Below are 19,462 nucleotides of genomic sequence, written 5' to 3'. Positions count from 1 at the left end.
GGCGTCCGCACGCGAAGGGCCCGGCGGATCCGGCGATCCCGGGCCCTCGGCGCGGCGGCGCATCCGCTAGCTCGTTGTGTCCTCGCGCCGCACCGACAGCAGCTCCTCCAGCTGTTCCTCGCGGGCCTGGGCGGCCACGAAGAGGAGTTCGTCGCCCGGCTCCAGGGAGTCCTCCTTGGACGGGGTCAGCACGCGGGTGCCGCGGATGATCGTGACGAGGGAGGTGTCCTCGGGCCACTGGACGTCGCCCACCTGAGTGCCGGCCAGGGCCGACTCCTCGGGCAGGGTCAGCTCGACGAGGTTGGCGTCGCCGTGGCTGAAGCGCAGCAGCCGGACCAGGTCGCCGACGCTCACCGCCTCCTCGACCAGGGCGGACATCAGGCGCGGGGTGGAGACGGCCACGTCCACGCCCCACGCCTCGTTGAACAGCCACTCGTTCTTGGGGTTGTTGACACGGGCGACGACGCGCGGGACGCCGTACTCCGTCTTGGCGAGCAGCGAGACGACCAGGTTGACCTTGTCGTCGCCGGTCGCGGCGATGACGACGTTGCAGCGCTGCAGCGCCGCCTCGTCCAGGGACGTGATCTCGCAGGCGTCGGCCAGCAGCCACTCCGCCTGGGGCACCCGCTCCACCGAGATGGCGGTCGGGGCCTTGTCGATGAGCAGGACCTCGTGGCCGTTCTCCAGCAGCTCGCCCGCGATCGAGCGACCGACGGCGCCGGCTCCGGCAATGGCGACCCTCATCAGTGACCGCTCTCCTCTTCCGGGCCCTGGGCGAACGCCGCCTCGACCTTCTCGACGTCGTCCGACCGCATCATCACATGCACGAGGTCGCCCTCCTGCAGCACCGTCTGCGAGGTCGGCAGGATCGCTTCGCCGAGGCGGGTCAGGAACGCCACGCGGACGCCCGTCTCCTCCTGCAGCTTGCTGATCTTGTGCCCGACCCACTTCGGGGAGGCGTGCACCTCGGCGAGCTGCACCCCGCCGGTGGGGTCGCGCCACAGCGGCTCGGCACCGGAGGGCAGCAGCCGGCGCAGCATCTGGTCGGCGGTCCAGCGGACCGTCGCCACGGTGGGGATGCCCAAACGCTGGTAGACCTCGGCGCGGCGCGGGTCGTAGATACGGGCGGCCACGTTCTCCACGCCGAACATCTCGCGGGCCACGCGCGCGGAGATGATGTTGGAGTTGTCACCGCTGGAGACGGCCGCGAAGGCGCCGGCCTCCTCGATGCCCGCCTCGCGCAGGGTGTCCTGGTCGAAACCGACACCGGTGACCCGGCGGCCACCGAAGCCCGGGCCCAGCCGGCGGAAGGCGGTGGGGTCCTGGTCGATCACGGCGACCGTGTGGCCCTGTTGCTCCAGGGTCTGGGCAAGAGCGGAGCCCACTCTTCCGCAGCCCATGATGACGATGTGCACGACCGTCCTTCCGGTGTCCAAAAGTTACTGCTCAGCATCAGGGTCTCAGACCGAGGCCCAAAGCTACACATGGGCGCCGGGGGTGGGCACCCCCCTGCGCCGGTTCGCCATGATCACCGTCCGCGATCACGCGCGTGAGCAGCGTCAGCGATCGGAGTCCGCGATCACCGGGGGCGAAGTCCGGCGAGTGATGCTGCGCACGCTGCACAGGGTCAGGATTCCGATGCAGACGAGGGCGACAGTCGCCCCGATCAGTTCCGCGGTGCCGGGCATGGGTCCTCCGAGGTGCGATGACAAGCGGGGTCTGCCATCTAGGCACGGGGAGCGCGCGGACCACGGAATCCGCAGTTCCGTGCGCCCCTGATTTCACTCGTGAGGCAGATCGCACGGACCGGGTGGGCGGCTGCCAGTTCGAAGGCCTACCATCCTCTCTCGTGTCCAAACTGACCGACGTGCCCAAACGGATCCTGATCGGGCGCGCACTGCGCAGTGACCGGCTGGGTGAAACGCTCCTGCCGAAGCGCATCGCACTCCCCGTCTTCGCCTCCGACCCGCTGTCCTCCGTCGCCTACGCGCCGGGCGAGGTCCTGCTGGTCCTGTCCGTCGCGGGCGTGTCGGCGTACCACTTCAGCCCGTGGATCGCCGTCGCGGTCGTGGTGCTGATGTTCACGGTCGTCGCCTCCTACCGGCAGAACGTCCACGCCTACCCGAGCGGCGGCGGCGACTACGAGGTCGCCACCACCAACCTGGGCTCCAAGGCGGGCCTGACGGTGGCCAGCGCCCTGCTCGTGGACTACGTCCTCACCGTCGCCGTCTCCATCGCCTCCGGCATCGAGAACCTCGGCTCCGCCGTCCCGTTCGTGGTCGAGCACAAGGTGCTCTGCGCGGTCGCCGTGATCGTGCTGCTGACGCTGATGAACCTGCGCGGTGTGAAGGAGTCCGGCAAGCTCTTCGCGATCCCCACGTATGTCTTCGTGGGCGGCGTCTTCATCATGATCGCGTGGGGGGCCGTCCGGGGCCTGGTCCTCGGCGACACCATGCGCGCCCCGACCGCGGACTTCCACATCAAGGCCGAGCACCAGGGCCTCGCGGGCTTCGCGCTCGTCTTCCTCCTGCTGCGCGCCTTCTCCTCCGGCTGTGCCGCGCTGACCGGTGTGGAGGCGATCTCCAACGGCGTCCCGGCCTTCCGCAAGCCCAAGTCGAAGAACGCGGCGACCACGCTCGCGATGATGGGCCTGCTGGCCGTCACCATGTTCTGCGGCATCATCGCCCTCGCCATGTCGACCAAGGTCCGCATGGCCGAGAACCCGGCCACCGACCTGATCCGGGGCGGCCACCCGATCGGCTCCGGCTATGTCCAGAACCCGGTGATCTCCCAGGTCGCCGAGGCCGTCTTCGGCAAGGGCAGCTTCCTGTTCGTGGTCCTCGCGGCAGCCACCGCGCTGGTCCTGTTCCTGGCGGCGAACACGGCGTACAACGGCTTCCCGCTGCTCGGCTCGATCCTCGCCCAGGACCGCTACCTCCCGCGCCAGCTGCACACCCGCGGCGACCGCCTCGCCTTCTCCAACGGCATCGTGCTGCTCGCGGGCGCCGCGACCCTGCTGACGTTCATCTACGGCGCCGACTCCACGCGACTCATCCAGCTGTACATCGTCGGCGTGTTCGTGTCCTTCACGCTCAGCCAGACCGGCATGGTCAAGCACTGGAACCGGCACCTGGCGGTCGAGCAGGACCCGGCGGCGCGCCGCCGTATGATGCGCTCCCGCGCGATCAACGCGTTCGGTGCCTTCTTCACGGGCCTGGTGCTGGTCGTCGTCCTGGTCACGAAGTTCACGCACGGCGCCTGGGTGGCCCTGCTCGGCATGTGCCTCTTCTACGCGACCATGACCGCGATCCGGAAGCACTACGACGGCGTCGCCGAGGAGCTCTCGGCCCCCGAGGAGCCGGACGACGACCTGGTCCGCCCGTCCCGTGTGCACTCGGTCGTCCTGATCTCCAAGATCCACCGACCCACCCTCCGGGCCCTGGCCTACGCCAAGCTGATGCGCTCGGACTCCCTGGAGGCCCTGACGGTCAACGTCGACCCGGCCGAGACCAAGGTGCTGCGCGAGGAGTGGGAGCGGCGCGGCATCGACGTACCGCTGAAGGTCCTGGACTCGCCGTACCGCGAGATCACCCGCCCGGTGATCGAGTACGTCAAGAGCCTGCGCAAGGAGTCGCCGCGCGACGCGGTCTCCGTGATCATCCCCGAGTACGTGGTCGGCCACTGGTACGAGCATCTGCTGCACAACCAGAGCGCCCTGCGCCTGAAGGGCCGCCTGCTGTTCACACCGGGCGTGATGGTGACCTCGGTGCCCTACCAGCTGCAGTCCTCCGAAGTGGCCAGGCAGCGGGCCCGCAAGCGGCAGGAGTGGAACGCGCCGGGTGCGGTGCGGCGCGGTCCGGCGGCGGAGCGGCCCAAGGAGCCGTCGACGGCCAAGGACTGAGCTGGGGGCTCGGCCCGCTGAGCCCGGGCCTCGGCCTGTGGTGAACGGCCGGACGACAGCCACGTAGACTGGTGGGCTGTTGTCCGGCCGTTTCCCGTTCCCGATCTGGAGTCACCCCGCCATGCAGGCAGAACCGAAGAAGTCGCTGGTCGGGGAGGAGTACGAGGTCGAGATCGGCCCCGTCGCCCATGGCGGCCACTGCATCGCCCGCACGGCCGAGGGCCAGGTGCTGTTCGTCCGGCACGCGCTGCCGGGAGAGCGTGTGGTGGCGAAGGTGACCGAGGGCGAGGAGGGAGCCCGCTTCCTGCGCGCGGACGCGGTGGCGATCCTGGAGGCGTCCAAGGACCGCATCGAGGCCCCCTGCCCCTTCGCCGGCCCCGGCCGCTGCGGCGGCTGCGACTGGCAGCACGCCAAGCCCGGCGCGCAGCGGCGATTCAAGGGCGAGGTGATCGCCGAACAGCTCAAGCGGCTCGCGGGTCTCACGCCCGAGGAGGCCGGCTGGGACGGCACGGTGATGCCGGCCGAGGGCGACAAGCTGCCGGCCGGCCAGGTCCCGCAGTGGCGCACGCGTGTGCAGTACGCCGTCGACGCCGAGGGCCACGCGGGTCTGCGCCGCCACCGCTCGCACGAGGTCGAGCGGATCGACCACTGCATGATCGCGGCGGAGGGCGTCAGCGAGCTGGGTATCGAGCGGCGGGACTGGACCGGCATGGAGTCGGTCGAGGCGATCGCGGCGACGGGCTCGCAGGACCGCCAGGTGATCCTGACGCCGCGCCCGGGCGCCCGCCTCCCCCTGGTGGAACTGGACAAGCCGGTGTCGGTCCTCAGGGTCGACGAGAAGTCCGGCGGGGTGCACCGCGTCCACGGCCGCCCCTTCGTCCGCGAACGCGCGGACGGCCGTACCCACCGCGTCGGGAACGGCGGCTTCTGGCAGGTCCACCCGAAGGCGGCGGACACCCTGGTGACGGCGGTCATGCAGGGCCTGCTCCCGCGCAAGGGTGAGATGGCCCTGGACCTCTACTGCGGCGTGGGACTGTTCGCGGGGGCGCTGGCCGACCGGCTCGGCGAGAAGGGCGCGGTGCTCGGCATCGAGTCCGGCAAGCGTGCGGTGGAGGACGCCCGCCACAACCTCGCCGACTTCCCGCGGGTGCGCATCGAACAGGGCAAGGTCGAGTCGGTCCTGCCGCGCACCGGCATCACCGAGGTCGACCTGATCGTCCTGGATCCGCCCAGGGCCGGCGCGGGCCGCACGACGGTGGCCCACCTCTGCTCCCTCGGCGCCCGCCGCGTCGCCTACGTCGCCTGCGATCCCGCCGCCCTGGCCCGGGACTTGGCGTACTTCCGCGAGGGCGGGTACCGGGTGCGGACGCTTCGGGCGTTCGATCTGTTTCCGATGACCCACCACGTGGAGTGTGTCGCGATCCTAGAACCGGCCGCAAAGGGCTCCTGACCTGCGGTTTTGTGTATGCGCATTATGTGCGGTGTGGGCGTTACGGGCGATATCTTGACGCTGAAATGACGCTCGTGACGCTCATTTGACGCTCGTTCTGATGGGTCATCAGGTCTCTGTTTTGCTGCTTAGACGCTCTGGCGACCTCCCCCTTGGGGCAGGTCTGGCCGCATGGCTCTGATCGAGGGTGCGCTGTAATGGGCGGTGCGCGGGAACGTCCAGACCACACTCCGCTGCCGCGAGCCGTACGATGCAGGCGGCGCAGGTGCCCATCGGCTCCGAGGTACTGCTCGGAGTACTGGGTGAGCGGGTAGAGGTAAACCGCCGTGCTCAACGCGAGCGGCTGGCCACCCTGGGCGGCGATCGGCTCGATACGTTCCTCGACGGCCGCCGGCTCACAACCGTACGCCCGGTCGACGGTCCCCGACCGAGCTGGGACCGGATCAGCGCGGAGCTGCTGGAGCAGACCTGAGGCCCCTATCTAGCATGTCGCTGGCGGGCCAGTCACAGAAATGCGCGAATGGAGATCAGCGCACCGGCCGGCCACCAGCCGCTGCGTCGAGGCTGCGCCAGTTCATGCAGTCCGTTGGTGTCGACGACGATCTCCGGGCGTCGGGTGGTCTCGGCGCCACGGTCTGCCGCCACCCCCCGGCGTTCCGCCGCAGGCGCGGCGAGGAATCGGCGGCCCGTGAAACCGGCCGTGTGGCGGCGCGCGTCCGGTGCTCCTGGAGGAGGGCGGGAGAACCGCCGGCGGTCCGGGGGCCGTTGTCCTTCGGCCGTTAGCGACGAAACTCGGCACCAGTCACCACCTTATGGGGATTCACCGGACATCGTGACCGCCGACCGTGTTGGATGGCACCGACCGGCCTCACATCGGCCAGGTGCACAGCACGACGGGTGCATGAACGGGGGAGAAGCCATCAGTGCGATGTGGAATGCCTCAGACGGCGATGAGTTCCGGGCGGCGGTGACCGCCCGCACCAGGCGGCGAATCGAGATCTACCGGGACGCCGGGGAGACGTGGAGGTTTGCCCCAAAGCCTGAAGTCCGTCAGTGAGGACACCGCTCAGGAGTACGAGGGCCGCACGATCCTCGAACTCGTTCAGAACGGGCATGACGCGCTGGGCAGCCTCAGCCCGGGAAAGATCGCAGTCCTGGCTGTCCAGCAGGAGGGCAGCCGAGTTCTCTACGTGGCCAACGAGGGCGCGGGGTTCGCCGCGGAGAACTTCCGCGCCATCACCGAGCTGGCGTTGTCGAGCAAGGCGGCCGGTGAGGGAATCGGCAACAAGGGGCTCGGTTTCCGCAGTGTGCTCCAACTGACGGACTGGCCCGAGATCTACTCGAAGGCCGCTCCCGAGTCCCCCGGCTTCGACGGCTACTGCTTCCGTTTCGCCAGGCCGGAAGACGTGCGCAGCCTGGTGGACGACCCCGTGCTCGCGACCCGGGTGATCGAGGACATCTCTCCCCTGGCACTGCCGGTACCGGCCGACACCACCGATCCGGTGCTTGGGGAACTGGCCGAGGAAGGCTACTCCACGGTCGTCAGGCTTCCGCTGCGCGATCAGCGTGCCTGGGAGTTGGCTGTGGCGCAGACCGAGGAGCTCGTGAACGGTGAAGCACCGCTTCTGCTCTTCCTCGACCGTGTTGCCGAACTCCTCGTCGAAGTGCGCAACGGATCCGACGCCGGTTCGCGGCATGTTCTCGTGCGTTGCGAGCGCGCCTCGGACCTGGTCGCCGCGGGTGCGACCGACTGGGTCCGGGAGGTCGACCTCGCTGGAGCAGGTCGATACCTGCTGGCGCGTCGCACACTCGGGCCTCAGGGTTCGTGCCTCCGGGCGCCGGAGCGGGCGGTGGCCGCGACGTGGTCGGCGACCATTTCCGCGCGTCGAGTGATCATGCCGAGCGAGCTGGTGTAGTACAGGCAGCCGGCGGCGAGCTGTCCCAGGACGAACACGGGGGCGGGTCGAGACGAGTCCGCCGGGATCAGCCGGTTGTCGGCGGTGTCGATGGTGAGCCCGCCGAACGGGTCGTACCGCCCCAGGCCGGCCTCGACCACTGAGGCGCACAGCGCGGAGGCCGCGGTGGGCGGGGCGGGCTTGTTGTTCTTGGCCGAATTGATGAGTGTGTCCGTCGTGAAGCTCGTCTCCCGTGCGGTCACGGTGAAGCCGTCGGTGGTCGCCGTCACGTTCCTCACGCCGCCGATCACCCTCAGCTGACCTGCTCGGATGGTCGAGAGCAGCCGAGTGGCAGTGGACATCGGCATCGGGTGCAGCAGGCTCTGGAAAACATGGTGGTAGTCGCGGAGGAACGTTCGGCGCTCCGCGTCCGACCAGCGCGACCACACGAGTTCGATCACATCGTTCGCGGCATTGATGAGCAGGGGATGCCACACTTCTCCGCGTTCGGCCAGGTCCACGTGACGGGTGAGACGGTCGGCCGGGGCCTCGGTCGGATCGACTTCCCGGTTGAGAATCTCGGGCGCGATGCCGTGTGTTTCCAGCTCGGCGTTCATCAGACGGAGCACCGCGGCCAGCGAAAGCCTTCCCGGTTCGGCGGCGGCCTCAAGTACGGCAGCTTCGGTGAGGACAGACGCGGAGAGCTGGCGGTAGCGCTGGCGGACACCGGGCAAGAGACCCCGGCGCGACGCCATCGTGATGGGCCCACGATGGTCCTGGTAGAGCAGGGCCAGCACAACGTCCACCGCGGTCAGGCCAGTCCCGAGCACCGTCACGTGCTCGTACGGCTCGATCGTCTCGACCGTGACGCGCAGCGGATAGGGGTCGTCGATGTAGCGCGGACTGCCTGCCAATCCGTACACGTCCGCCGGCGCGGTGGTGCCCACGCATAGAGCGGCACCATCGTATTCGCGGGCGCGGCCATCGGCCGCTGTCAGACGTACGCGCTCGCCGTCAGTGCCGAGCGATAGGTGGACGGCGCTCTGGTGAATTACCTCAATCGGCCGGCCGCTGGCCTGCCAGGCCTCTTCGAGCCGCCCGAACGAATCGGCAATGTAGTCGCCGAAGAGGTGACGCGGGGCGAAGGAGCCAGAGAGGGAGTGTTGGCGCGCCCGTGGGTCATGATGTCGGCTCAGCCAATCCTGGAAATGTCGGGGTTCGGCTCGCCGGATTGACATGAACTCGATCTCCCCGTTCAAGAGCGAAGAGCTCAGGTCAGGGCGGTAGGCGTTGCCTTGGCCGATCTCCTTTTCCGGCTCATAGATGGTCAGGTCGAGTTCCCGCGTCAAACCCCGTCGGGCAAGGGCGTCGGCCAAGCTCACGCCGGTGGCGCCACCGCCAATGATTGCGAATTCCATTGCGTCCTCTACCTGACAAGAGACTGGCAGACCTATTTCCGTCGGGACGGTGGGATGCGTCGGGGCACTGGTGTGGTCGGGGTGTTGACCTGGCCGAGGCGCTAGGCGTGCTGCCCAGAGGGAACGTCGTCGGGAGCGTTCCCGGCCACCATCCGGCGCAGCGAACGTTCGGCGGCGCGGGCCACGGTCGGGGTGACGACGGCGGCGAGGACGACGATGGCGGCGATGGTGAACCAGCCCGCCCTCTGCCAATTCATCGCGAGAAAGGTGTAGGCGGCTGGCGCCCACACGCTACCAACCGTCTGGCCGACCTGGTCAATGCCCATGTACTCGCCGCGTCTGGCGGGATCGGACAAGCGCTGGGTGAATCCCCAGCTCGCCGCCGCGTGGAAGAGCTCAGCACCCGTCAATACGATGTGCGCCAGCCAGACCAGGACGATGGTCAGCCACTCGATGGTGCCGTCCGTGAACGCGATGATCACACACGAGGCGCCAAAGCAGGCGGCGCTCCGGTACGTCGCCCGCATAGCGCCCGACGCGGTGTCGGTGCCGCGGGCGGCCAGGGTCTGTAGGCACACCGCCATCAAAGTATTGGTCGCGAGCAGTCCGGCCAGGAGCACCCGAGGTGCGTTGGTGTCCTCCACCAGCCATAGCGGAACGACCACGGAGAGAACTACCTGGTTCGTTGACAGCACGCCACTCAGGACGGAGAGGGCGAAGAACGGACGATTGGCCAGGGCGCCAACCCACCTCCGAGGTTCGCGCTCGGCCGATGGGGCCGGCTCCGGTTTGGCCAGCTCGGGCAGTCGGCGGATCACCGTCGCGTTGACCAGCATCACCACTCCGATGAACACGGGGAGCAACCGGATCGCCGTGTCGCTTCCGATGGCCAGGGCCAGGCCGCCCAGTCCCGCACCAGCGGTGAACCCGGCGTTCAACGCGCTTCGGTTGTAGGCGAGCCCCGCGACCCGTTCCTCGTCGGGGTAGAGGTTGAGCACGTATCCGCCGTAACCCACGCCCCCGGCGGCCTTGCACAGTCCGATGGCTATGAGGATCGCCAGGAAGGAGGCGAACCCGGAAGCCAACGGGTAGGCCAGGTAGCAGGCCGCTTCCACGAGAGACGCCAGAGCCCACACTGTCTTCGCGCCGATCCGGTCACTGACCCGGCCCAACGGCACGGCGGCGACGAACGTGCTGATTCCGGCGATCGTCAGGCCCAGGCCGACCGCGGCGGCGGAGAGACCAATGATTTTGGTGAAGAAGACGGCGTTGATGGTGAGGTAACTGCCGGTGCCCAGCCCGTAGAGCAGTGCCTGAGTGCTGACCCGCCCAACCGTCCGCGACGGCGGGGCCATTCGCCGGAGCAGGCGAGCGAACGGGCTGCGAGCGGCAGGCAAGGGGGTATTGGGGAAAGGTTGCGGCATGCGCATAGATTATGCTTACGACGTGTGTGCGCCTCCTGACATCCGCCAGGGGCGGCTGCCCGGTGGATAGATGCTGGCTTCGCCGCTCATGCCGACGACCACGAGACCGCCCTGGTAGTGCGGGCGATTGGTGCCTGAGGACAGGCTGGCGACCGGAGGTGGACCTACTGGCATCGGGCAGGAGGCCTTCGCCGGGCTCCGGAGTCAGTTACCTCGATGGGCTTGCCGGCTTGTGGGGCGCCAGAAGTTTGCGTGGCCTGTCCTGCGACGACGACCGGGTCCAGCCGTACGGCATCATAGTCACCCGTGTCCCTGCGCCTGCTCTATCCCATCCGGGTCCGGGTCTGCGGCTGGCTGATCCTGTCCCGTTCGGAAACTCGGTTTCGTGGTGTGGGCTGTGGTTTTGCTGCGGGATCCGGAGCGCGGCTGGGACCATCTCGGGTGTTGCTGTCGCTCGTCTACCGTTCGGTGAGCGGCCTGTTTGGCCTGCTGGCCGTGCAGTTCCGTTCTGCGAGCCGACGCTCGAACGGCGCGGGACTGGCGGCCGGGACCTGTCCTATGTCAGGGGACGTGCGCCAGCCGCTCGGCTAACGTACACGCATGCCTGGGGCCACGTCGGTAGTCTTGCCGCCTGACTCCGGGAAGTCGTGGGCGCGCCTGCTGCACCGGGTGGCCACTCCGTCGGCGGTCGCGGGCCGGGTCAGCGCCCAGTGGTACAGCCCTCCAGCCAGCGGTGGTGCAGGTAGAGCCAGTAGTCATCGATCATGCTGGGACGGTGAGTGGCCGCGACATGGAGTTCCTCAACGTCGGTGGCCTCCGCGAAGCGGAGGACGGTGCCGCGGCTGAGGTGAAGTTCGCGACCGATGGCACGGAGGCTGTCGCCGCGCTCGATCCTCTCGTGGATCTGCTCGTATCGCTCGCGGGTCCGCAGGACCAAAGGGCGCGGTCGACCGTGGATGTCGAGCTCGGCGACAGCCGCCGTCCCTCCGAGCGGGCCGGTGGCGGACAACGCCAGTGGTTTACGCAGATCGGCTCGGTGTCGGCCGACGATGCGCTCGAGGGTCTCAGCCAGGTTGTGGAACAGGTGCCAGAGGTCAGCCTCTTGCCGGGCCTGTGGTGCCCCGACGCAGGCGCCGTCCCGGAAGGTTCCGGCGCGGTCGCAGATCATCTGGACTTCCGGATGGTGACGCAGCCAGGCTGCGACGGTGTCGGCGGTCCGGCTGGCCAGGACGTCGACGGGGCGGTGGGTGGCCATGTCGATCAGGATCGTCGCGTACTTCCATTTGCGGCGTACCACGAACTCGTCGACGCCGAGGACTTCGACGGGGCCGGAGTCCGGCTCGGGCAGCGCCCTGATCAGTCGCAGCATCGTGTCCTTGCCCGTGCTCACGGCCATCCGGCCGGCGAGCCGGGCACCTGGCCGGCCGCCGAGGAACAGGGCCACATCGGTGAGCATCGCGGTCAACGATTCGGTCCGCCGCGCGTAGCGGTGCGTCAACGCCGGTATCTGCTCGGCGAATGTCCGATGTGAGCATGCCGCGTTCCCGCAGGTGAACCGTCGCGTCCTCAGGTGGACTTCCAGCCGGCGCCCGGCGACAGGCCGGTCCACAAGTCACCGCTCGTAGTAGCAATGCACCCGAGACGACTTCTGGCCACACGCCGGACAGACCGCCTCGCTTCCCCGGGCATGTGCCGCCAGGAGCACTGCGCTGTCCGTGAGCAACAGCCGATCGACCTCAACTTCCGCACTAGGAAAGGAGCTTGGGGTACGGCTCCGGCACAGCAGCATCCTTCCCCGCCCGAAGACAAGCCACCAAAGATGTCACCCAACCGTGCAGCAGTCCCAGGCTTGATCACGCCCTGGCTCCTGCCTCCAGCAGCACGTACGGTGTGTGCGGCGGTTGGAAACCCCCGAGCCCCGGAGGCAACATGGCTGACATGATCGTGCCCGATCCCGTCGCGCGGGATTTACTCGCGGTTTTCGATCGCGCGCGAGCCCGGCTGTTCGAGCGCCTCGAGGGCCTGACCGACGCCGAGTACCACTGGGAGCCGGCCAGCGACTGCATCAGCATCCGCCCCGGCGACGACGGCGTATTCCGTGTCGCTACGCTATTTCCGGAATCGAGTCCCGAGGCGCCGGACCCCATCACGACGATCGCCTGGCGCATCTGGCACATCGGTGCCCTCTGCCTGCGCGGCTATGTGATCCACTTCTTTGAGGACGTCCCTGAGTTCGGCGACCGCCATGAGTGGCCGGGCACCGCGAAAGAGGGTGTCCAAGCGCTCGCCGAGCACTGGGAGCACTTCAGCTCCCGTATCGCAACCCTCGGCGACAAGCGCCTGTTGGCGCCGATAGGCCGGGGCCCTGGCGGTTGGGCCGATGAGACCTATCTGAAACTCGCGCTGAAAGCTCTGGTCGAGGTCACGCATCACGGCGGCGAGATCGGCCTGCTGCGTGACCTGTACCTGCGCGAAGGCGTCTGATCTCGGCGGTGGGCGACCTTGTCCGGCGGCCGGGGCGCGGATGACCAGGCTGTCGAAAACTCAAGCCCCTCATAGTCGCCGTGTCGCGCGGATGCTAACAAGGCTCGACCCGAGGGTGAGCGGATCGTGTCGGCCAGCGGAGCGGGAGCCGGAGTCTGTGGTCGACCACTGCCAGCCGCTCGCTCCCGTACATCTTCCGGCCGAACCTCGGCGACCATGCGGACCGCGCGCTTGCGCGGCTCAAGGGGTAAGGGGAAGTGCCGCAAACCGTGGTGGCGGGTAGGTCGCGTTAGGTTCGGCACAGTTCTTTCTCCTAGATGATTGATCCGCGCACCGCTCTGTCCACGAATCAGCTGTGAAGCCGGGCATTTCATTGCCTGACGCTTCAATGACGGGTGAGAAATAGGGATAGCAAGTTCATGCATTCGACAGTCAAACCCAATGTAGCCGCGATCGTGACATGGGTGAATAACAACCGTGATCTCGACCGGGAAAGCATGAGGGATAGGATCCACGTGAAAACAGGCGAGCAGCTGGATTTCAGAATAGAGAGCCGTACGGGCAGGTTCGAGCCGGGCGGAAAACCCAGCATCGGCGCATTTGAATTTCGTGAAAACCGCCTCCTTGTCTCAAATTTCACTACCAGTGCTACTTACGTGATAGAGAATTTGGAGGGTGGAATAGAACTGGTCAAGGTGCGCCCACGCCAGCTCAGGGTAACGATCCCTTTTGAAATGTCGCGCGTTCTAATTCCTTCTGGCGAGAACATAACCGAGCTCACCGTCTTCGGTTCCCCTCCGCCCCTGATGGGAGAAGAGCAGTCAGCCAGGGCACCGGGCCCTCCCATGGTCAATGTTGAGACGGCGAGTAAGTACTTTGCGGTTCTCGTCGCATTATGCGAGCCGCGCCTGCGCGGATCTTCGATGGCGGCCGTGCCATCCGTCCAGGAAGTTGTCGAAAGACTGAGGGGGAGCAGTCAATTCAGAGACGCAAATCGGAGTAGCATTAATTATCACATTAACTATCTGGCGGATCAAAAGCTTCCGGTCAATCGCTGGGCCAAGTATATGGATGAGGGACGCATGCACTCCAAGCGCGAGGCTCTTGTGGCATTTGCGCTCCGATTCGACATAGTCACGGAAGAGCATCTCCATCTACTCCCTAATTTTGCGCGTTGAAATTTGTTTTACGGTCTGATCCGCGGGATAATGGAGTATGCCTTCGTCTCCTGCGCTCGTTCTTTGTGAGGGTGACCGGGACGAGCTGGCCAGGCTGGCGCGGTTGCCGAGTGTGCCGTCGGGTCTGGCAAGGCGGGCCAGGATCGTGCTGCTGGCCGCGGATGGGATGCCGAATGCGGGTTCGGCCTCGATTCCCCCTATTTCGGAGATGACCTGGACCGGGACCTGGTTCGCCCCATCCTCGCCGACCGCGCCTACATCGGAGGCGGCTCCTGGGTTACGACGCCCCGTCGGCGTCCGCCCGGCCGCGAACTGCCACCGACCGAGCACACGCTCAACCGAGGGCTCGCGGCCGCAAGGGCGCCGGTGGAACGCGGCATGGCCAGGCTGAAGATGTGGCGCATCTTCCGCGGATCGCGACGCAGCCCGAATCGAATGTCGTCAATGGTCAGGGCCGTACTCGCCCTGGAGCGGCAACGCTGAAAGACCTCACTGACCGCGACCCCTGGGGATCGTGGTCCCCTGCCGCACGCAGCCCGGGTGGTCCGTGAACCCGGTCTCTCCAGGACAGCGAGGGGAACTTCACCGGCCCGGGTGGCCAGGTCGTGATCGTTGGTGGGCATGCGGGGCTCCTGTGCGGTCGGAGGGCGTAACCAGGGGATCAGTCGGCTGGGGTGGCAGCGCCGAGTTCGCGCAGTGCCACAGCGACCTCCCGTACCGTCGGCTGGCGGTAGAGGCGGACCATGGGAAAGGTCGGGGCGTGCTCCCGCAGCCGCGCGAGCACGCGGACGGCGAGCATGGAAGTGCCGCCCATGCCGAAGAAGGTGTCGTCCGGCCCAGGTGATTCCACCTCCAGGACCTCGGCGAAGATCTCGGCTACCAGCCGCTCCTCGGGATCGGCGGGAACGGCGGCCGGGACGGTGGCGGTCACGTCGTCAATCGCCGCCAGGAGCTCGGACGCCTGGGCGTGGTCGATCTTCCCGCGGGTAGTACGCGGCAGTTCCGCGACGCGGCGCAGTCGCTTGGGGACGACCGGAGCGGCGAGCAGACCGCGCAAGTGGGTGAGTAGCTGCGCCTCGTCCAGGTCGGTGGCCTCAGCAGTCCACAGGAGGCCAATCACCGGATCGGTCGGCTCGCCGAAAGGCACGGCCACTGCCCCAGTGACGCCGGACAGGGCGAGGGCAGCCGAGACGATCTCGGCCGGTTCGATACGGATGCCCCGGACCTTCAGCTGCTCGTCAGCCCGGCCGACAAGCCACAGTTCGCCGTCCGCGTCAAGTAGACCGAGGTCCCCAGTGAGGTACATACGTGTGCCGTGGCCGGCCGGGTTAGGGATCCAGCGTTCGGCCGTACGCCGCGGGTCGCGCAGATAGCCCAACGTGACGGAGGGCCCTGAGAAGGCGATCTCTCCGACTTCGCCAACTGGCACTGGAGTCCCGGTGGCATCCAGGATGTGCACGAACACACCGGGCAGGGGGCGGCCGAGTGACGGGGCCGTGCTTGTAGCAGCGATGGGCCCGGTCCAGGTGACCGCCACCGTGCCCTCGGTGGGACCGTACGCGTTGTGGACAGGCCAGGACCGCGTTCGCCCGGGCGGGACCTGCCACAGTCGGTCCCCTCCGGTGAGCAGCGCACGCAGGGTGACCGGAGGGTCGTACCTACGCATCAGCTCGGCCGCGAGCGGGGTCACGAGGAACATACTGCTGATCTCATGCTGGTCCAGCCAGGCGATGAGCCGGGCGGGGTCGAGACGGATCGCGTCCTCGGCGACGTACAGCGTGGCACCCGCGCCGAGGGTCGACCAGACGTCCCACATGGCTGCGTCGAAGCCCATATCGGAGGCCCAGCCGACCCGGTCGCCGGGACCGGTGCCGAAGTGGTCGGCGTGGGCTGCAACGAGATGGCCGAGGCCCTCGTGGTGCACGACCACGCCGCGCGGAGTGCCAGTGGTGCCCGAGGTGTAGATGACGGCGGCCCAGTCCGCGGGCGTGGGGACGCTCAGTTCCACCAGAGCGGCTTCGACCGATGCTTCGTCCACGGAGACCACCGGAAGCCCCCACTCTGCAGCAAGCTTCTCGCCAGCCTGGTCGGTGATGAGGCAGGTCGGTCTCGCGTCCTTGGCGATCAGGCGGAGCCGGTCGTCAGGATCACGGGGTTCTAGCGGAAGATGTGCGGCACCGGCACGCTGGACGCCGAGGGCGGCGACGACAGCCGCCGCACCACGGGGTAGGAGGACAGCGACGATCGGCGCGGAGTCCCGACCCACGCCGTGCTGACGGAGTAGTAGGGAGGCCAGGGCGGCCGAGGCAGTGTCGAGCTGACCGTAGGTAAGTATCCCACCGTCCTCCACTACGGCCGGAGCATCGGGCCGGGCAGCGGCGTGTGCGAGGAAACGGGAGACGACATCGGCGGCGATCGGGGTGCTGCCTGAGGGCACCGCAGGCCTCCTTGAAATGCAGTAGGTCGGATGGTGAGACGAGGGCGAAGGGTCGCTCAGGGCTGCATGGACACCATGCGGATGGGCAGTCGCTCCAGTCCGTTGACGACAACAGAGCTGAGCCGAATAGCTGGGCCCGCCTGCTCGATCGAGTCCAAGCAGTCGAGGAGCTCGGAGAACAGGTTTTTCATCTCGGCCCGGGCGAGCAGCGCGCCGATGCAGAAGTGCTCCCGTGATCCCAGGGCGATGTGCCGGTTGGGACGGCGGGTGATGTCGAACCGGTCGGGGGCGTCGAAGCCGTCCGGGCATGTCGCGGCCGCATGTCCGTCCAGATCTGCTCGATTTGGTCCAGACAAGCCTCGCGTGTACGTGGTTCTCCCACGGCTCGCCAGCCGTCTGGCAGCTCTCGTCCGGCGGGCCAGATCGAGTACTGCTCTTGGTCGTTGACGACCACGATGTGTGTGGAACCACTGGTATCCGTCATGGTTCTGCCCTTCTCAGTGGCTACTTGTCGTCGCGCAAGCAGTGTGACCTTGCCTCATCCAGCGGGCCGACGGGCTGATGCGGCGCGACGGTCAGTCGGCCGGCATCAGAGACGAACCGTTCGCCCGGCTGGTCGGCGTCCTTTAAAGTGAAGCGGTCCCCAGCCAATTCCACACGAGCGGTGAGTTCACCGTCCTTGGCGGTAACGATCACGCTGACCTCGAACTTGGCATAACGCGGCGTCAGAAGAAGCTGGTGCATGCGGAGATCGGGCCAACGGTCGAGGGAGAAGTCGAGTTCTTGTGCGCTGGAAGGAAATGTAGTGGCGGTGTAGCAGCACTTGCAGCCGCTCGCGGCCGATGACCATCCGGCATATCCCCCGGCCGGCAAGTGAGTGCGCAGGCTTCAGTGGGTGCACAGCATCCCTCACTGCTTGGGCCGCTTCTGGGCTCCGTCCAAATTCCATAAACCAGAGACTGGGCGCTGACCCGGCCCGCGGCCGCCGGCAGAGGGGCCACCCGGCGCAGCAGGCGTGCCAACGACTTCCGGGAGGCGGGCGGCAAGGCTACCGACGTGGCTCCAGGCATGCGTGTACGTTAACCGAGCGGCTGGCGCACGTCTCCTGACATAGGACAGGTCCCGGCTCCTCTAGATCAAACTCCCTCTGATAGCAGTCAGGATCATGCCGGCACTACCAATCGCCCAGGCTGTTGTGCGATCCGGGTCGGCTCTGGCGGAAGGGTCTGATGGTCGGCGGATTGCCGCTTATGGCCTAGTACGTTCCTCGCCAGATTGGGGTTGCCTCGTCCGTTATGCGCTTGACTAGGTAGTCGATGGGCGCGACGTGGATCATGCCTTCGGAGCTGGCGGTAAGGGTCTCGTAGTCGCGGGCGAGAGGCCGGTGCATCATGATCCACCCGATACCCCGCTCCACTACCGAGCACCTTCTCACGACGTGAAATCCGCGAACTCCGGGATTCCTGTCCACGACTTCCACATCGATTCCCAGCTGCACCCCTGCCTCGAATCGGTGCCCGGTCCGCGTTCCCGCAGGGGCCGATGGTACTCGCTGACGGCGATCTTGCTGGTGCGCGCCTGCGTGGCCATCGGCGGCGCGAAGAGCATCGACGAGCTCGCCGAGTTCGGCGAGCGGGCCACGCCAGCACTGCTAGCGTCCCTCGGTGTACGCCGTCACCTGCTCGGCTGGCGGCGCAGCCCGCGGCCGGTCACCATCGGACGAGTTCTTGCCGCACTCGACGGCGAGGCCCTGGACCAGGCGGTGGGCGCCTACCTGGCCGACACCCGCCGCACCACCACCGGCGAGTCCGCCACCCGAACGCGGCAGGTCATCGCCGTGGACGGCAAGGCCCTCAAGGGCTCCGCCCGCCTGGGCACGCCGCACCGGCACCTCCTCTCGGCCGGCACACACGCACCCGTGGCCACGCTCAACCAGGTTGAGGTCGGCGCCACGACGAACGAAGCACTTCCAGCCGCTGCTGGCGCCACTCGACCTCGTCGGCGCCGTCGTCACCTTCGACGCCCTGCACTCGGTATGGGCGAACGTCACCTGGCTCATCGAGACGAAGAGAACGCACTACATCGCCGTGATCAAGACCAACCAGCCCACCGCATACGCCCGCTCGCCGCCCTGCCCTGGGCCGACATCGCCGTCCCGCACAGCGCCTCACGGACGAGCCACCGCCGCCGCGAGTCCCGCTCGATCAAGAACTGCGCCATCGCCGACAACCTCGACGGCATCGCCTTCCCCCACGCGAAGCTCGCCGTCCGCGTCCACCGCCGCCGCAGGCCCACGACAAGCCCGAGAGCCGCGAGAACGTCTATGCCGCCACCAGCCTCGACGCCCGCCAGGCCCGGCCCGGCCGAGCTGGCCGCCACGATCCGCGGGCACTGGGGCGTCGAGAACTCCGCGCACCACATCCGGGACGTGACCTTCGCCGAGGGCGCCTCGACCGTGCACGCCGGCAGCACACCCCGCACCATGGCCGGCTTCCGCAACCTCGCCATCGGCATCCTCAAGATCCTCGGAGCCGACAACATCGCCAAGACCACCCGCACCATCCGCCACGACCCCGAACAAGCACTAGCCATCCTGGGCATCACCAACAACCCGGACACCTACCGAACTTGATCAAGCCCTGGCTTCGACCTGGTCCGCGGAGAACATCTTGTCCTGCTTCCTGACCTCTATGTCCGAAAACGCAATGCTGAAATGGCGCCGCCCACCCTTCGGTCGCTTCCTCGACGTACTTCTCGCGCAGCGTTTCTACAACATGCAGGTTTGATTCCCGTGGAGCGGCTGTTGGCGCGGAAGCCCGCGATGTCAGCGGGCAGGCGGAACCGGGCTGTCGAGTGAGTGAGCCCACAGCCGTTACGAGCGGGGCCTCGCGGATGCCCCTGTGGGCGGTCGCCAGGTGCGGATCGACCTGCCCCGTCCTGCCCGAAGACGGCTTTGCCGAGCAGGCGCTGGCGCAGCGCAGACCGTCCGCGACCAGCGGCGCACGCCACTGCTGCGGCAGGTGGTCGAGGAGGCGGGATCCTGCGGGTCATCCACGTCGTGCTCTCGCGCAGCACCGTGCTCTCCCAGCTAATGCGGGTCTCGCTGCTGCAGATCACTGCCGGGTGCTGGAGTTGGACGACTTCGCGCTCTATGACGACACTCGTCTCGGCCGATGGCTAACAGGCCATTTCATTTGGAGACTCTGCGGTAGCAGATAAGGGCAGCTGCGATCGCGGTGAAGGCCAGGAAGTGGTCGGGCTTGCGCTCGTAGCGA

Annotated in this window: 17 protein-coding genes and 3 pseudogenes; 9 read left to right on the top strand and 11 right to left on the bottom strand. The window is 67.5% G+C overall.

Annotated features, from left to right (window positions below; all coding sequences use genetic code 11):
• Positions 1 to 66: 66 nt before the first annotated feature.
• Together ACWCQS_RS32760 and ACWCQS_RS32755 are read right to left on the bottom strand one after the other, a co-directional pair.
• Positions 67 to 744: a potassium channel family protein gene (locus ACWCQS_RS32760; protein WP_055704257.1), complete on the bottom strand. Its 678-nt coding sequence runs from the start codon at positions 742 to 744 to the stop codon at positions 67 to 69.
• Positions 744 to 1,415: a potassium channel family protein gene (locus ACWCQS_RS32755; RefSeq protein ID WP_055704256.1), complete on the bottom strand. Its 672-nt coding sequence runs from the start codon at positions 1,413 to 1,415 to the stop codon at positions 744 to 746. Before ACWCQS_RS32755 ends, ACWCQS_RS32760 begins: the two co-directional genes overlap by 1 nt.
• Before the next feature lie 434 nt (positions 1,416 to 1,849).
• On the opposite strand from ACWCQS_RS32755, the gene ACWCQS_RS32750 reads away from it, so the two are divergent.
• The 3 genes from ACWCQS_RS32750 to ACWCQS_RS32740 all read left to right on the top strand — a co-directional run bounded on the left by ACWCQS_RS32750 (position 1,850) and on the right by ACWCQS_RS32740 (position 5,823).
• Positions 1,850 to 3,901: an APC family permease gene (locus ACWCQS_RS32750; RefSeq protein ID WP_451007817.1), complete on the top strand. Its 2,052-nt coding sequence runs from the start codon at positions 1,850 to 1,852 to the stop codon at positions 3,899 to 3,901.
• Between the two features lie 121 nt (positions 3,902 to 4,022).
• Complete coding sequence (locus ACWCQS_RS32745) at positions 4,023 to 5,351, top strand: class I SAM-dependent RNA methyltransferase (RefSeq protein WP_451007816.1); 1,329 nt, start codon at positions 4,023 to 4,025, stop codon at positions 5,349 to 5,351.
• 265 nt (positions 5,352 to 5,616) lie between these two features.
• Positions 5,617 to 5,823, top strand: coding sequence for a hypothetical protein (locus ACWCQS_RS32740; RefSeq protein ID WP_451007815.1), 207 nt, complete (start codon positions 5,617 to 5,619; stop codon positions 5,821 to 5,823).
• 32 nt (positions 5,824 to 5,855) lie between these two features.
• On the opposite strand, the gene ACWCQS_RS32735 is transcribed toward ACWCQS_RS32740, so the two are convergent.
• Complete coding sequence (locus ACWCQS_RS32735; protein WP_451007814.1) at positions 5,856 to 5,996, bottom strand: hypothetical protein; 141 nt, start codon at positions 5,994 to 5,996, stop codon at positions 5,856 to 5,858.
• A 383-nt stretch (positions 5,997 to 6,379) separates the two neighbouring features.
• Between ACWCQS_RS32735 and ACWCQS_RS32730 the strand changes: the two genes are divergently transcribed.
• Positions 6,380 to 7,267 carry an ATP-binding protein gene (locus ACWCQS_RS32730; RefSeq protein ID WP_451007813.1) on the top strand — a complete coding sequence of 296 codons (888 nt, stop codon included), beginning with the start codon at positions 6,380 to 6,382 and terminating at the stop codon, positions 7,265 to 7,267.
• Here the strand turns inward: ACWCQS_RS32730 and ACWCQS_RS32725 are convergent.
• Both ACWCQS_RS32725 and ACWCQS_RS32720 read right to left on the bottom strand, forming a co-directional pair.
• A complete protein-coding gene (locus ACWCQS_RS32725; RefSeq protein WP_451007812.1) occupies positions 7,168 to 8,664 on the bottom strand; it encodes an FAD/NAD(P)-binding protein in 1,497 nt (498 codons plus the stop codon). The two genes, ACWCQS_RS32730 and ACWCQS_RS32725, sit on opposite strands and share 100 nt — an antisense overlap.
• Before the next feature lie 101 nt (positions 8,665 to 8,765).
• Entirely contained in the window at positions 8,766 to 10,088 is a 1,323-nt protein-coding gene (locus tag ACWCQS_RS32720; protein ID WP_451007811.1) for an MFS transporter, read from the bottom strand.
• Between the two features lie 306 nt (positions 10,089 to 10,394).
• Between ACWCQS_RS32720 and ACWCQS_RS32715 the strand changes: the two genes are divergently transcribed.
• Positions 10,395 to 10,679, top strand: coding sequence for a hypothetical protein (locus ACWCQS_RS32715; protein ID WP_451007810.1), 285 nt, complete (start codon positions 10,395 to 10,397; stop codon positions 10,677 to 10,679).
• 109 nt (positions 10,680 to 10,788) lie between these two features.
• Here ACWCQS_RS32715 and ACWCQS_RS32710 read toward each other — a convergent pair whose 3' ends face one another.
• Positions 10,789 to 11,544 carry an ISL3 family transposase gene (locus ACWCQS_RS32710; protein ID WP_451007809.1) on the bottom strand — a complete coding sequence of 252 codons (756 nt, stop codon included), beginning with the start codon at positions 11,542 to 11,544 and terminating at the stop codon, positions 10,789 to 10,791.
• Between the two features lie 473 nt (positions 11,545 to 12,017).
• Here ACWCQS_RS32710 and ACWCQS_RS32705 point away from each other — a divergent pair, with 473 nt between their 5' ends.
• The 3 genes and pseudogenes from ACWCQS_RS32705 to ACWCQS_RS32695 form a co-directional block, all read left to right on the top strand.
• Positions 12,018 to 12,572, top strand: a complete 555-nt coding sequence (locus ACWCQS_RS32705) for a DinB family protein (RefSeq protein WP_451007808.1) — start codon at positions 12,018 to 12,020, stop codon at positions 12,570 to 12,572.
• 419 nt (positions 12,573 to 12,991) lie between these two features.
• A complete protein-coding gene (locus ACWCQS_RS32700; protein ID WP_451007807.1) occupies positions 12,992 to 13,750 on the top strand; it encodes a hypothetical protein in 759 nt (252 codons plus the stop codon).
• 234 nt (positions 13,751 to 13,984) lie between these two features.
• Positions 13,985 to 14,233, top strand: a pseudogene (locus ACWCQS_RS32695) (transposase family protein); the annotation flags it as partial.
• 178 nt (positions 14,234 to 14,411) lie between these two features.
• On the opposite strand, the gene ACWCQS_RS32690 reads toward ACWCQS_RS32695, so the two are convergent.
• The 5 genes and pseudogenes from ACWCQS_RS32690 to ACWCQS_RS32670 form a co-directional block, all read right to left on the bottom strand.
• The gene (locus tag ACWCQS_RS32690) at positions 14,412 to 16,187 is read right to left on the bottom strand and encodes a non-ribosomal peptide synthetase (protein ID WP_451007806.1); all 1,776 of its coding nucleotides are present in this window, start codon (positions 16,185 to 16,187) and stop codon (positions 14,412 to 14,414) included.
• Positions 16,188 to 16,243: 56 nt separating this feature from the next.
• On the bottom strand, positions 16,244 to 16,543 hold the full coding sequence (locus ACWCQS_RS32685) for a hypothetical protein (RefSeq protein ID WP_451007955.1): 300 nt from the start codon (positions 16,541 to 16,543) through the stop codon (positions 16,244 to 16,246).
• A 38-nt stretch (positions 16,544 to 16,581) separates the two neighbouring features.
• Positions 16,582 to 16,671: pseudogene (locus tag ACWCQS_RS32680) on the bottom strand (MbtH family NRPS accessory protein); the annotation flags it as partial.
• A gap of 20 nt (positions 16,672 to 16,691) precedes the next feature.
• A complete protein-coding gene (locus ACWCQS_RS32675; protein ID WP_451007805.1) occupies positions 16,692 to 16,931 on the bottom strand; it encodes a hypothetical protein in 240 nt (79 codons plus the stop codon).
• A gap of 511 nt (positions 16,932 to 17,442) precedes the next feature.
• Positions 17,443 to 17,694, bottom strand: a pseudogene (locus tag ACWCQS_RS32670) (IS5/IS1182 family transposase); the annotation flags it as partial.
• Here ACWCQS_RS32670 and ACWCQS_RS32665 point away from each other — a divergent pair.
• The gene (locus tag ACWCQS_RS32665; RefSeq protein WP_451007804.1) at positions 17,626 to 18,819 is read left to right on the top strand and encodes a transposase family protein; all 1,194 of its coding nucleotides are present in this window, start codon (positions 17,626 to 17,628) and stop codon (positions 18,817 to 18,819) included. The pseudogene ACWCQS_RS32670 and the gene ACWCQS_RS32665 overlap by 69 nt on opposite strands.
• Positions 18,820 to 19,462 lie beyond the last annotated feature (643 nt).

The organism is Streptomyces sp. NPDC002076 (assembly GCF_053593835.1).
This window is presented reverse-complemented; position numbering and strand designations above follow the sequence as displayed.

Bases quoted from the DNA above. Each gene is read 5' to 3' on its own strand.
- ACWCQS_RS32760 (WP_055704257.1), bottom strand. From the start codon at position 744: ATGAGGGTCGCCATTGCCGGAGCCGGCGCCGTCGGTCGCTCGATCGCG.
- ACWCQS_RS32745 (WP_451007816.1), top strand. From the start codon at position 4,023: ATGCAGGCAGAACCGAAGAAGTCGCTGGTCGGGGAGGAGTACGAGGTC.
- ACWCQS_RS32725 (WP_451007812.1), bottom strand. From the start codon at position 8,664: ATGGAATTCGCAATCATTGGCGGTGGCGCCACCGGCGTGAGCTTGGCC.
- ACWCQS_RS32720 (WP_451007811.1), bottom strand. From the start codon at position 10,088: ATGCCGCAACCTTTCCCCAATACCCCCTTGCCTGCCGCTCGCAGCCCG.
- ACWCQS_RS32710 (WP_451007809.1), bottom strand. From the start codon at position 11,544: ATGCTCACCGATGTGGCCCTGTTCCTCGGCGGCCGGCCAGGTGCCCGG.
- ACWCQS_RS32705 (WP_451007808.1), top strand. From the start codon at position 12,018: ATGGCTGACATGATCGTGCCCGATCCCGTCGCGCGGGATTTACTCGCG.
- ACWCQS_RS32700 (WP_451007807.1), top strand. From the start codon at position 12,992: ATGCATTCGACAGTCAAACCCAATGTAGCCGCGATCGTGACATGGGTG.
- ACWCQS_RS32675 (WP_451007805.1), bottom strand. From the start codon at position 16,931: ATGCACCAGCTTCTTCTGACGCCGCGTTATGCCAAGTTCGAGGTCAGC.